At 66.9% G+C, this 13,073-nt stretch carries 12 protein-coding genes; 8 read left to right on the forward strand and 4 right to left on the reverse strand.

What is annotated here, in order from left to right:
• On the forward strand, window positions 1–891 hold an 891-nt coding region (locus ACE3P6_RS15085), incomplete at its 5' end, for an aldehyde dehydrogenase family protein (protein ID WP_374396550.1).
• 12 nt (window positions 892–903) lie between these two features.
• Window positions 904–2,610, forward strand: a complete 1,707-nt coding sequence (locus tag ACE3P6_RS15090; protein WP_374396552.1) for a dihydroxy-acid dehydratase — start codon at window positions 904–906, stop codon at window positions 2,608–2,610.
• 106 nt (window positions 2,611–2,716) lie between these two features.
• Here ACE3P6_RS15090 and ACE3P6_RS15095 read toward each other — a convergent pair whose 3' ends face one another.
• On the reverse strand, window positions 2,717–3,883 hold the full coding sequence (locus ACE3P6_RS15095; protein ID WP_374396555.1) for a fumarylacetoacetate hydrolase family protein: 1,167 nt from the start codon (window positions 3,881–3,883) through the stop codon (window positions 2,717–2,719).
• 91 nt (window positions 3,884–3,974) lie between these two features.
• Window positions 3,975–4,733, reverse strand: a complete 759-nt coding sequence (locus tag ACE3P6_RS15100) for a TetR family transcriptional regulator C-terminal domain-containing protein (RefSeq protein WP_374396558.1) — start codon at window positions 4,731–4,733, stop codon at window positions 3,975–3,977.
• A gap of 129 nt (window positions 4,734–4,862) precedes the next feature.
• Between ACE3P6_RS15100 and ACE3P6_RS15105 the strand changes: the two genes are divergently transcribed.
• From ACE3P6_RS15105 to ACE3P6_RS15130, 6 genes are read left to right on the forward strand one after another with little or no spacing between them, the layout of a single operon-like run.
• Entirely contained in the window at window positions 4,863–6,071 is a 1,209-nt protein-coding gene (locus tag ACE3P6_RS15105) for an aromatic ring-hydroxylating dioxygenase subunit alpha (RefSeq protein ID WP_374396561.1), read from the forward strand.
• A gap of 57 nt (window positions 6,072–6,128) precedes the next feature.
• Window positions 6,129–7,232 (forward strand): polyamine ABC transporter substrate-binding protein, encoded by a 1,104-nt coding sequence (locus ACE3P6_RS15110; RefSeq protein ID WP_374396564.1) that lies wholly within the window; start codon window positions 6,129–6,131, stop codon window positions 7,230–7,232.
• Window positions 7,225–8,322, forward strand: coding sequence for an ABC transporter ATP-binding protein (locus ACE3P6_RS15115; RefSeq protein ID WP_374396567.1), 1,098 nt, complete (start codon window positions 7,225–7,227; stop codon window positions 8,320–8,322). The genes ACE3P6_RS15110 and ACE3P6_RS15115 overlap by 8 nt, the downstream gene beginning before the upstream one ends.
• 1 nt (window position 8,323) lies before the next feature.
• Complete coding sequence (locus tag ACE3P6_RS15120) at window positions 8,324–9,232, forward strand: ABC transporter permease (protein ID WP_374396569.1); 909 nt, start codon at window positions 8,324–8,326, stop codon at window positions 9,230–9,232.
• The gene (locus ACE3P6_RS15125; protein ID WP_374396572.1) at window positions 9,229–10,068 is read left to right on the forward strand and encodes an ABC transporter permease subunit; all 840 of its coding nucleotides are present in this window, start codon (window positions 9,229–9,231) and stop codon (window positions 10,066–10,068) included. The genes ACE3P6_RS15120 and ACE3P6_RS15125 overlap by 4 nt, the downstream gene beginning before the upstream one ends.
• Window positions 10,065–10,637: a cupin domain-containing protein gene (locus ACE3P6_RS15130; RefSeq protein ID WP_374396575.1), complete on the forward strand. Its 573-nt coding sequence runs from the start codon at window positions 10,065–10,067 to the stop codon at window positions 10,635–10,637. Before ACE3P6_RS15125 ends, ACE3P6_RS15130 begins: the two co-directional genes overlap by 4 nt.
• Before the next feature lie 12 nt (window positions 10,638–10,649).
• Here the strand turns inward: ACE3P6_RS15130 and ACE3P6_RS15135 are convergent, their stop codons facing one another.
• Entirely contained in the window at window positions 10,650–11,306 is a 657-nt protein-coding gene (locus ACE3P6_RS15135) for an SOS response-associated peptidase (protein ID WP_374396578.1), read from the reverse strand.
• A gap of 236 nt (window positions 11,307–11,542) precedes the next feature.
• Window positions 11,543–13,042, reverse strand: a complete 1,500-nt coding sequence (locus tag ACE3P6_RS15140) for a bifunctional UDP-sugar hydrolase/5'-nucleotidase (RefSeq protein ID WP_374396580.1) — start codon at window positions 13,040–13,042, stop codon at window positions 11,543–11,545.
• Between the last annotated feature and the right edge of the window lie 31 nt (window positions 13,043–13,073).

Below are 13,073 nucleotides of genomic sequence, written 5' to 3' on the forward strand. Positions count from 1 at the left end.
CTGGCCGAGGCGCGGGTCGCCGCGGGTCTGCCCGATGGCGTGCTGTCGATCCTCACCGGCCCCGCCGTGCCGATGGTGGAACGGCTGATCCGCTCAGCCACCATCCGCAAGGTCTCGCTCACCGGCTCGGTCGGGGTCGGGCGGCAGGTGCTGCGGATTGCGGCGGATGACGTGAAGAAGGTGACGATGGAGCTTGGCGGCCATGCGCCGGTGATCGTCCATGCCGACAGCGATCCCGTCGCGGCTGCACGCAAGCTGGCCGCGACCAAGTTCCGCAATTGCGGCCAGGTCTGCATCTCTCCCTCGCGCTTCTACGTTCACCGCGCGATCCTCCCGGCCTTCGAGACCGCCTTCACCGAGGTCGCCAACGCCATCCGCCCCGGCGACGGGCTGGACCCGGCCACGACGATGGGCCCGATGATCCGCTCCCGTGCGGTGGACAGCGCCCTGTCCCTGATCGCAGACGCCCGCGACAGGGGCGCGCGCCTGCTGGCCGGAGGCAGCCGCCCGGCGCACCTGAACCGGGGGCATTTCCTGGAACCCACGGTCCTGGCCGACGTCCCGGACAGCGCCCGCATCATGCACGAGGAGCCCTTCGCCCCGGTCGCCCCCATCGCCGCCTGGGACGATTTCGACGACGTCATCGCCCGCGCGAATTCCACCGAATTCGGCCTTGCCGCCTATGTCTTCACCGAAAACGCCGCGCTCGCCGCCCGCACCGCCGAGGCGCTGGAGGCAGGCATGGTCGGCATCAACGAAACCCTGCTCGCCACCGCCGAGGCCCCCTTCGGCGGCACCAGGCAATCCGGCTTCGGGCGCGAAGGCGGCAGCCTGGGCATCCTCGACTACCTGACGCCCAAATACACCCGCCACCGTCTGAGCCTTGCCTGAAGGAACCCGAGAATGACGAAACCGAAGGGCCTTGAGAACGGGCTGACCAACTACGGCGACCGCGACTTCGCGCGCTACCTGCGCCGATCCTTCGCCAAGTCGATGGGCTACACCGGGGCAGCGCTCGACAAGCCCATCGTCGGCATCTGCACCTCCGAGAGCGGGTTCAACAACTGCCACCGCCATTTCCCCGAGATGATCGAGGCGGTGAAGCGCGGCGTCCTTGCCGCAGGCGCCCTGCCCGTGACCTTCCCGGTGATCAGCCTTGGCGAGGTCTTCCTGTCGCCCACCTCGATGGTCTACCGCAACCTGATGGCGATGGCGGTGGAAGAGATGATCCGCGCCCAGCCGATGGATGCCGTCGTGCTGATGGGCGGCTGCGACAAGACGGTGCCCGCGATGCTGATGGGAGCGATTTCCGCCGACAAGCCCGCCGCGATGGTGGTGGCCGGGCCGATGATGACCGGCCGTCACCGCGGCGAACGGCTGGGCGCCTGCACCGATTGCCGCCGGTTCTGGGGCAGTTTCCGCGCCGGCAAGGTCTCGGCCGAGGAGATCGAGCAGGTCGAGGGGCGGCTCGCCGTAACCTCCGGCACCTGTGCCGTGATGGGCACCGCCTCGACGATGGCACTGATGGCCGAGACGCTGGGGATGCTGCTGCCCGGCTCTGCCGCGATCCCGGCGGTTCACGCCGACCGCTTGCGCAATTGCGAAGAAACCGGAGCCCTGGCGGCACGGATGGCGATGACGGGCGGACCAAAGCCCTCCGAAGTGATCACACCGGCGGCGATCCGCAACGCGGAGCGTGTGCTGCTCGCCGTGTCGGGCTCGACCAATGCCGTGGTGCACATGGCCGCCATCGCCGGGCGGATCGGGATGAAACTCGACCTCGACGATTTCAACCGGCGGTCCGACGAAACCCCGGTTCTCGTCGACCTCAAGCCGGTCGGCGCGGGCTACATGGAGGATTTCCACTATGCCGGGGGGCTTGAAGGCGTGCTGCGCGAGATTGCGCCGCAGCTTGAAACCGAAACCCGCAGCATCACCGGACAGACGCTGGCCGAGCGTTTGGCCCGTCCGTTGACCGATCCCATCGACCGCGCGGTGATCCGCGAGGCGAAGAACCCGATCTCGCCGGTCGGTGGCCTGATCGCTCTGCGTGGCAGTCTGGCACCCGAAGGGGCAATCCTGAAACGGGCTGCGGCGACCGAGGCATTGCTGGAGCATGAGGGCCGCGCAGTGGTCTTCACCTCGCTGGAAGACCTTGCCGCGCGCATCGACGACCCCGATCTGGACGTGGCTGCCGACGACATTCTGGTCCTGCAGAACGCCGGGCCGAAAAGCCCGTCCGGCATGCCCGAGGCGGGTTACCTGCCGATTCCGAAGAAGCTGGCGCAAGCGGGGGTGAAGGATATGGTCCGCATCTCGGACGCGCGCATGTCGGGCACCGCCTTCGGCACCATCGTCCTCCATGTCTCGCCCGAGGCGGCGGTCGGCGGCCCGCTGTCGCTGGTCAGGACGGGCGACCGCATCCGCCTGTCAGCCAGCGCCAAGCGCGTCGACCTCCTGGTCGACGCAGCGACCCTGATGCGCCGCGGGTCGGAACCCGCCAGCCCGGCCTATCAGCCCGCGCGTGGCTATGCCCGCCTCTACAACGAACATGTCACATCGGCGACCGAGGGCTGCGATTTCGACTTTCTCGGTCCGGCGGGCGACTGACACGGGCGCACCACGCGGACCAGTCCTTTCCAAATCCCTAACGCCCACGCGCAAGATTTTGAAAGGGCTATGTTATCCTGAACTGTCCACCGTGGACATCTCGCGGTCAGATGCGGTCTCCCAGGCCCCGGGCCACGAGATTCCGCACCAGTTCCCGGGTCCCGAAGGTCCATTCCGGGCAGTCATCCGTCCGCCGGACCCGGTTGACGAGCCGTCCCAGCAACGGGGTCGCGATTTCCACCAGATCGCCCAGCTCATGGGTGAACCCCTGCCCTGCCCCGCGCCGGTCCTTCACCGGGGCGAACATCGTCCCCAGGAACAGCACCGCCCCGTCGGGATACTGGTGGTTCCGGTTCAGCATCTGCCGGACCAGCTCCGCCGGTTTCCGGCTGATCGCCGCCAGGTCGCTTTCCCCCACCATCTCGAACCCGTCCTCTCCCGTCACCCGCAGCGAGACCCGAACCCCCTCCAGCGCCGCGATGTCGAACCCGCCGTGGAAGAGCCGCAGGAACGGCCCCACCGCACACGAGGCATTGTTGTCCTTGGCCTTCCCCAAAAGCAGCGCCGACCGCCCCTCCACGTCGCGCAGGTTCACGTCGTTGCCCAAGCTGGCCCCAAGGATCGCCCCGTCCGAACGGACCACCAGCACCACCTCCGGCTCGGGGTTGTTCCAGTCCGAGATCGGATGGATCCCCACATCCGCCCCGCATCCCACCGAGGCCATCGGCTGCGCCTTGGTGAAGATCTCGGCGTCCGGCCCGATCCCCACTTCCAGATACTGCGACCAGAGCCCCATGCCCTGCAGCACCCGCTTCACCTCCCGCGCCTTGTCAGACCCTGCAGCCACGCCCCTGAGACTGGAACCGATCACCGGAGCCAGCCGGTCGCGGATCTCCTGCGCGCGGGCCGCATCGCCCTTGGCCTGCTCTTCGATGACCCGCTCGACCATGCTGTCGGCGAAGGTCACACCCGCCGCCTTCACCGCCTGCAGGTCGATGGGCGCCAGAAGCCGCAGCCCCCGCCCCGCCAGCGCATCGTCCAGCGAGCCAAGGTCCGGCAGGCCCCCGGTCGTCGCCAGCCGGTCGGCGATCCCGTCGATCTCCATCAAACCCGAGACAGTCGCGGAAATGCCAGTCAGGTCGAAAAACCGCCCCTCGCGCAGCAAAGCCGGGCACGGCCCCCCTTCTGCCTCAGACCAGACGCGCCCGACAAGGATCGCGCGGTCCGCGTCGTCGGGCAGCACGGCTTGCGCGGTCAGGAACACGGAGGTCATGGGAGAGTCCTTTTCGCAAGAACACGGTCAGCCGCGTGATAGCGTCCGGCGGCGAGTGCGTCCACCGGCCCGCGTTCCGGTCCGAGACGTATCAGCCTTCGCAAAGCGGCACCGCCGCTCCCCGCACGGCACGGCGGCGGCCGGTCGGGCCTGCGTCACCCGGCGCGATTGCAGCGCCTGCTCGGGGCGCCGTCGCCGGATCGATCCGCGCCACCTGCTGCCCATCCAGCCGGAAATGCCGACCGAAGCACAACGCCAGCGTCGCCAGCACGGTCTGCCGCGCGTCGGACGCCGATATCCGTGGCTCGGCGATCAACATGTCGACCCAGCTGCCCTCCAGCACAAGGCGCAGGATTCGCGCGGCGTGGATCGGATCAAGCGGATACCCGCCTTCCCGCACCAATGCCGTGCACAGGCTCTCCAGCTGGCGGATATAGGCGGCATCGTTGTCGCCGCAGAGGCGCTGATAGGCCGGACGGCTTTGCGCTTCGCCCCAGAAGGCGCACCAGGCGGCCAGCCGGGTCGGCGTGATGATCCCCTGCCGAAAGTCGGCTTCGATCAACGCAAGCAGCCGGTCCGCCGGATCCGGCCCGGCGGAGTTGAGCGCGTCCTGCCAGTTCCGCGCATATTCCCCGGCCAGGAAAGCCAGCGTCTCGGCCAGAAGGTTCTCCTTGCTTTCAAAGTGAAACAGCACGAGCCCGTGGCTTATCCCGGCCTGGCGCGCGACTTCGGTCAGGGTCAGCCGGGCAAGGCCCCGGTTCGCGAGGGTGACGAGCGTCGCCTCGATCACCTGGTGGCGCCGCAGACTGCGCGACAGGGTGCGGGGCGGGCGGGAGACATCATCTTGCACGGCAGACCTCACTACGGTCACAAATCTGATTGACAACTCAGTCAGTCGGTTCAGATACTGTTAGCAGACCCGGACGGCAGACCAAAGCAGATTGCTGTCGGGGCGGATCGCGTTTCGAACGAGGCTGGAATGACCGCACATCTGCCGTTCCCGACCGAACCCACTCCGAACAGCTGGGATCGCGGCGGCCTGCCCGCCTGGACCTATCATTCCGAGGCCGTCCTTGCCCTGGAGCGCAGCAGCGTCTTCCTGACCCATTGGCAGGTCGTCGGCCATGTCAGCGACTTGCCCAAGGATGGCGACTGGCTGACCTTCGACATCCTGGGCGAACGGGCCGTCGTCATGCGCGGGCAGGACGGCGTGGTGCGCGCTTTCCACAACCTCTGCCGCCACCGGGGCGCGCGGGTGGTGGACGGGGTGCAGGGCTCTTGCCGGGGCTCCATCGTCTGCCCGTTCCACGGCTGGGTCTACAACCTGGACGGCACCCTGCGCGGGGCCTCGCGACCGGACAGTTTCGGCGGGATCGACCGCGAGATGTTCAGCCTGAAGCCCATCGAGATGGAGCTGTTCCACGGCTTCATCTTCCTGCGCTTCGAGCCGGGACCGCAACCGCCCGTCGCCGATCTTCTGGCCCCCTTCGCCGCCGACTTCGCCGCCTACCGCAGCGAGGCGCTGGTGTCGGACGGGCCCTCGCGCTGGATCACCGAACTGCCGGTGAACTGGAAATCGGTGCGCGATGTCGACAACGAGGGCTACCACGTCCCCTTGGCGCATCCCGGCCTGCAGGACCTTTACGGCCGCGACTACCAGGATCACCAGCTGGCGGGGGGCATCAACTTCTCGCGCGGGGCCTTCGGCGACCGACCGGGGCGGATCTGGTCGGTCAGGAACTACATCAAGTTGTCCGAGGACCCCGAGGGCCTGTCACCGCACCTGCAGAAGGCCTGGACCTACTACGGCCTCTTCCCGGCCACCGTCTTCGCCTTCACCCCCGAGGGCGCGCAATTCTACCACGAGGTTCCGCTCTCGGCGGGCAAGACCCGGCTGACCGGCAGGCTTTACCGCTATGCCGATGAAACCCGGCAACAGCGGCTGGCGCGCTATCTGGCAATACGGATCGACCGCGACACTTCCGCCGAAGACCAGCAACTGACGATCTGGTCGAACGAATCGATGGCCAGCCGCGCCTTCGACGGCTTCCACCTGTCGGACCTGGAATACGGGCTGCGCGCGCATCACGACCGACTGCGCGACCTGATCCCGGTCATGGCGCTGTCCGACCCGCCGCCCGAGGCCGATATCGCCCGCCGCAATGCCGAGCTTCTGGACAGACGCTGACGCCGGGATCACCATAAGCCAACGCCCGACAGAGGCGTGACCAACGGAGGATTGTCCATGCCCTTGAACCGCCGTTCCGCCTTGCTTGGCCTTGGTGCAGGCCTTGCCGCGCCCTGGGTGCGCCCGTCCTGGGCGCAAGGGGGCTCTGTCTCCGTCTACAACTGGGCCGACTACATCGGCGAGACAACGCTAGAGGACTTCACCGCCGAAACCGGCATCGAGGTGATCTACGATCTCTATGCCAGCAGCGAGGAGGCACAGGCCAAGATGCTGGCCGGGGCCACCGGCTATGACGTGGTGCTGCAATCGGGGCTGACCCTGCCGATGTTCGTGAAGGCGGGCGTCTTTCAGAAACTCGATCGGGCAAAGCTGCCCGGCTGGAGCAATCTCGACCCCGAGATCCTGAAGATCGTCGAAGGTTTCGACCCCGGCAACGAATATGGCACGCCCTATACCTGGGGTTCGGTCGGGATGGCCTACAACCTCGGTCTGGTGAAGGAGGTTCTGCCCGACGCCGACCTCGAATCGCTCGACACCGTGTTCAAGCCCGAGAATGCCGCCAAGCTGGCCGAATGCGGGCTGTCGATCCTGGATAGCCCGACCGATTTCGGCTACATGGCGCTGCGCTACCTGGGCATCAACAGCGACACCGCGACCGAGGCCGACTACCGCAAGCTGGCCGAGTTGATGGCCCCGATCCGCCAGTACATCACCACCTTCGACAACACCAACTACCTGTCGACCCTGCCGAATGGCGAGGTCTGCGCGGTCAACAGCTGGTCGGGCGACTATGGCGTGGCCAAGGCCCGGGCGGCCGAGGCGGGGATCGACATCGACCTCGCCTATTTCGTGCCGAAGACCGGGGCGCCTGCCTGGTTCGACCTCTGGTGCATGCCCTCGGACGCGGCCAATGTCGAGAACGGCTACAAGTTCATCGACTTCCTGCTGCGGCCCGACGTGATCGCGAAATGCACCGATTTCACCGGCTATGCCAATGCGAACAAGGCCGCGACGCCGCTGGTCGATCCGTCGATCTCGGGCGACCCGGCGGTCTACCCGGACGAGGAGACGCTGAAGCGCCTCTACACCCCGAAACCGCAGACGCCGGAACAGGAAGAGCAGCTGACCCGCATCTGGACCGAGATCAAGACAGGTGGCTGACGCGGACTTTCTGCGGATCGAGGGGGTTTCCAAGTCCTTCGGCGCATTCCAGGCCGTGCGCGACGTGACGCTGTCGGTCGCGCAGGGCGAAATCTTCGCGCTGCTGGGCGGGTCGGGCTGCGGCAAGACCACGCTTCTGCGGATGCTCGCCGGGTTCGAGGAGCCGACGGCGGGGCGCATTTACCTTGACGGCAAGGACATGGCCGGGGTGCCGCCCTGGCTGCGCCCGGTCCACATGATGTTCCAGTCCTATGCGCTGTTCCCGCACATGACGGTCGAGACCAACATCGCCTATGGCCTCAAGCACGAGGAGATGACCAAGGCCGACCGCGCCGACCGCGTGCGCGAGATGCTGGATCTGGTGCAGCTGACCCCCTTCGCCAAGCGCAAGGCGCACCAGATTTCCGGCGGCCAGCGGCAGCGGGTGGCGCTGGCACGGGCGCTGGCACGGCATCCGAAGCTTTTGCTGCTGGACGAACCGCTGGCGGCGCTGGACAAGAAGCTGCGCGAACACACCCAGTTCGAGCTGATGTCGATCCAGGAACGCACCGGCGTCACCTTCATCGTCGTGACCCACGACCAGGAAGAGGCGATGACGCTCGCCGACCGGATCGCGGTGATGGACAAGGGCGAGGTGCGCCAGGTCGGCAGCCCGACCGAGGTCTACGAATTTCCGGCCAACCGGTTCGTGGCGTCTTTCATCGGCTCGATCACCACCTTTGCCGCCACCGTTCTGGGGCGCGAAGGCGGCCAGCTGCGCCTGAAGGTGGCGGATTTCGGCACCGAGGTGCTGGCGCGCGACGTGCCGGGGATCACCGAGGGGCAGGCGGTGACGCTGGCGCTCAGACTCGAGAAGATCATCATCTCGCAAACCCGGCCCGAGGCCGCGAATGTGGTCGAAGGCGTGGTCAAGGACCTCGCCTATTTCGGCAAGGACAGCCTCTATCGCATCACCCTTCCCTCGGGTGCGCTGGTGCAGGTCCATGCCGTGAACGCCCGCCGGGGCGACGAGGCGGCGCGGGTGGCCGACTGGGACGACAGGGTCTGGCTGTCCTTCGAGCCCGGCGCCGCCATCGTGCTGGGGGATTGACATGGCACGGCTGAAAGCCTGGTTCGACCGCACCGGCTGGTCCGACCTGATCGTCGGGCTGCCCTATGTCTGGCTGATCCTGTTCTTCCTGCTGCCCTTCCTGATCGTGGTCGCCATGTCGGTCGCGACCAAGACCCCGACCGCCCCGCCCTTCTCCTTCGGCGGGGAACACCCCTGGATCAACCTTGGCGGCTATGCCCGGCTCTTCGGCGATGCGCTTTATGTCCGGGCCTTCCTGATCTCGCTGATGAACGCCGCGACGGCGACCTTCTTCTGCCTGCTTATCGGCTATCCGATGGCGCTGGCGCTGACCCGGGTGTCGAAAAGCTGGCGCAACATCCTGTTGATGCTGGTGATCCTGCCGTTCTGGACCTCGTTCCTGCTGCGGGTCTACGCCTGGATGGGGCTGATGGGCAAATCCAGCTGGTTCAACGCCGCGCTGACGGATGTCTGGAACTGGATCGTCCCGATCGACTGGGCGGTGAAGTCGCTGCCGATGATGCATTCGAACTTCGCCGTCGTGCTGGTGATGGTCTACACCTACCTGCCCTTCATGATCCTGCCGCTCTACGCCAGCCTGGAACGGCTGGACCCCACGCTGGACGAGGCCGCACTGGACCTTGGCTCGCGGCCCTGGCAGGTGTTCCTCGACGTGACCCTGCCGCAGTCGATCCCCGGCATCATCGCGGGGGGCCTGCTGGTCTTCATCCCGGCGGCGGGGGAACTGGTGATCCCCTCGCTGGTCGGCGATGCCGCCGCCCCGATGATCGGGCGGGTGATCTCGGACGAATTCAGCCAGGCGCGCGACTGGCCGATGGCCTCGGCGGTGGCGGTGGCGCTTCTGGCGCTGATGGTCATCCCGACCATGATCTACAGCCACTACCAGGCGCGGGCGGAGGGCACGAAATGAAGCGCCGCCCGACCTTCCTTCTGTCGATGCTGGCCTTCGGCTTTGCCTTCTTCTACGTCCCGATCCTGTCGATGATCGTCTATTCCTTCAACGCCTCGCGGCTGGCGACGGTCTGGGGCGGGTTCTCGACGAAATGGTATGCGGCGCTCTGGTCGAATGCCAAGGTGATCGAGGCGCTGATGCTGTCGCTGAAGATCGCCCTCGTCTCCGCCACCATCGCCACGATCCTCGGCACTCTGGCCGGGATCACGCTGGTGCGGATGGGCAGGTTCCGGGGCCGGACGCTGTTCAGCGGCCTCGTCACCGCCCCCCTGATCATGCCGGAAGTCATCACCGGGGTCTCCTCGCTGATCTTCTTCCTGCTCCTCGCCCAGTGGATCGGCTGGCCCGCCCAGCGCGGTTTCGCGACCATCACCCTGGCGCACATCACCTTCTCGATGGTCTTCGTCACCACCATCGTCCAGGCCCGCCTGCTGCAATTCGACCGCGCCATCGAAGAAGCGGCGATGGATCTCGGCTCGAAGCCCTGGCAGGTCCTGTTCGACATCACCCTTCCCGTCATCTCTCCCGCCATCCTGTCCGGCTGGCTTCTGGCCTTCACCATCTCGCTCGACGATGTGGTGATCACCTCCTTCACCACCGGCCCCGGCTCCACCACCCTGCCGCTTCTCATCTGGTCCAAGGTCAAGCTGGGCGTGACCCCCGACATCAACGCGCTGGCGACGCTGATGGTGCTGGCCGTCGGAGTCGGGGTGATCATCGCGGGCATCGTCATGAACCGGGCCGAGGCGCGCAGGCTGGCCGACGAACGGCTCGCCTACCGGGCGAACGGATGACCGCGCTCCTGGGCATCCCGCTCGGCGCCAAGGGCTCGGGCCGCGACCGCTATGGCAGGGCGATGACCCTCTATGTCCGGGGCCGGATCAGCCCCGCGCAGCTTGAGGTCTACCGCGTCGCCGCCGCCCACGACCGCCTGCACCCCGAGCTTTTCTTCGCCGACCGCAACCTTCCCGCGCCCGACGCGAACTTAGATGGAGACACGCCGATGACCTTCGCCCCCGAGGACCGCAAGATCGCAAACATCCACGACGCTGAATTCCAGCCCTTCGTCTATCCCGACGGCCAGGCCTTCGGCGACGATATCCTGCAACTCGACAGCGGCCTGCCTTTGGGAGAGGGCTTTCACGTCTACCGGATGCCCGCCGGGATGACGACGCGCCGCCACATTCACAACGGCCACGAACAGTTCCTGATCATCGAGGGCGAGTTGATCGAGGATGACGGCAAGGTGCTGGGTCCCGGCGATCTGGTCTTCTACCGCGACGGGACGGAACACCATTCCTACACCCCGAACGGCTGCCTCCTCGCCGTGCACATCGCCGGGCCGGAGATTTCGACCCGCTGACGGCGTCCCGGCTCAGGCCGCAACCGGCCTGATCAGCTCCGGCCCCGAGGCGCGGTTCGAGTTCACCGCCACCCCGACGCGGAACGGAGCAGCCATCACCCCTTCGGCCGAGGCCTGCATCAGCGCCGCCGCCCCGTGCCCCGCCTCGCCCAGCCAGAGCGGCCAGTCCGCCCGTTCCAGCACCACCGGCTCGCGGTGATGCACCTGCGCCATCCCCGGCCCCGCCTCGGTCGAGACGATGGCAACGGTGTCCATCTCCCCCCAGCGCTGCCAGACCCCGGCCAGCGCCATTGGCAGGCCATCCGCGCGGGTGAAATACCAGGGCAACCGCGCGCCCTTGTCGCCCTCGCTCCATTCGTAGAAGCCCGAGGCAGGGACGATGCAGCGCCGCGCGCGGATCGCTTCGCGGAAGGCAGGCTTCGTTGCCACCGTGTCCGCCCTTGCATTGATGATCAGGGGCCCGTCGTTCGGCGCCTTGTACCAGGTTGGAATGAACCCCCAGCGCATCGCCCTGAGCCGCCGTTGCCCAGCCTCCGAGGTCACCACAGCCACGCTGTTCGTCGGGCAGACGTTGAAGTTCGGCCCAACCGGCAGATCATTGCCCGGCACGGCGTCGAACAGTGCCGCCAACGCCTCGTTCGGATGGGTGATGGTGAAGCGACCGCACATGGTCCGAGGATAGGCGATCCGGGGCCAAAGACCAAGTCAAGGTCAGGCCTTCCGTCTTGCCCAGCTCGCACCGATCCGGCGCAGCGCCGGGTGCGAGCGAACCCGGCGAAGAAGAGGGCCGCGACCGGGCCCTGCAGTCGGTGGCGCTGCCTTGACGGATCGCTCGTCGTCCAACGCACGTCCACTTCGGCAGGACCCCCGCGAGGTGCAACGAAGTCGGACGACAAGCTGCCAGCCTACTGGCCCAGCTTCTTGATCCGCCCCTCGACGGCCAGCTTCACCGTCCCCAGCTTCTCGACATAGGCCATCACGTCATTCGCGACGAGCTGCCCCGTCGGGCCGTCGGTGATGATGCGGCCGCCCCCCAGCGCGGCATAGCCATCGCCGCCGCCCAGGATGTAGTCGTTGACCGCCACCTTGTAGAGCTTGTCGGCCTCCAGTGGCGCACCGCCCACCATCACCTCGCTCACCCGGCTGCCCGGCTCTGCCGCCGCATCGAAGGCGTAGCTTAGCCCCGAAACCTGCGCAAAGCGGCCTGCGCCCTTCTCGACCTGGCTCACCCCGTTCTCCAGCGCCAGCAGCACCTGGCTTCCCGGCAGTTCCGTCACCACGGTCACGTTGCCGAAGGGCAGTTCGGTCAGGATGTCGCGCCGCGTCAGCTTGCGGCCCGGATCATAGGTCGTGTCGCCCCGGATCCCGCCACCGTTCATGATCGCGATATCCGCCCCCGTCGCAGCGCGCATCGCATCCGCGATCAGGTCGCCCATCGTGCTTTCCTCCGAACGCACGACATTGCGGCGGCTGTCCAGCGGGGCCTCGACCGTGCCGATCTCGACGTTCAGGTTCGCGTCCATCTTGGCCCGCAGCGCATCCGCCATCGCGACAGACTCGGGGTCAGGCGTCACCGACGCCGTGTCGATGAAGCGGAAGCCGGGCACCCAGCTGATCTCGCGCTTGCCGTCGTCGGTCGTCTTGACCTCGACCACCAGGTCGAGCGGCGACAGGAACTGCCCGTCGATGCTGGTCTCGACATAGGCCGTCACCCCGTCATAGGCGGTGGCATAGGAATGGTCGTCGCCCGACAGGATCACGTCGAAGGCATGGCTCGCCATCAGCGCCCGGTCATTTTCCATGTCGGTCTGCGCGACCGCCACGACGATGTCCGCCCCGTCTTCCCGCGCCTTCTTCGCCGCCGCGATGCCGGTTTCGACCGTGGGCAGGAACTTCAGGCTGCCGGTCGAGCTTACCTCGGGCGAGGTGTCCTGCGCCAAGGGGATCAATGCCACCTTCAGCCCGCCGACCTCCTTCACCGTGACTCCGCCCAGACCCTCCACCGGGCTGCCGTCATCCTTGGTGATGTTGATCGCGGCCCAGGGGTATTTCGACGCCTTCATCTTCGCCGCGAAATTCTCCGGCCCGAAGTCGAACTCGTGGTTGCCCGGCACCGCAAGGTCGAAGGGCACCAGATTGGTGAAGTCGATGGTGTTCTGCCCCTGGTCGAACCCCGAGGCCAGCGAGGGCGACAGCATGTCCCCGTCGAACAGGTAAAGCGTGTTCGGGTTCGCGGCGCGTTCGGCCTTCGCCACCGCGTTCAGCCGGGCAAAGCCGCCGCGACCGTCCTCTTCCTCGAAATTGTAGACATCGCCCACGCCCAGAAGCGTCAGCTTCACCGTCTCGGCGCCCGTCGGCCCCGCGACCAGTGCTGCAAGAATGGCCAGCCTTGAAATTCCGCGCATCGCGATTCTCCCTGCGATTGTTCTGTTGAAT

The organism is Tabrizicola sp. (assembly GCF_041911175.1).
Taxonomy (GTDB): Bacteria; Pseudomonadota; Alphaproteobacteria; order Rhodobacterales; family Rhodobacteraceae; genus Tabrizicola.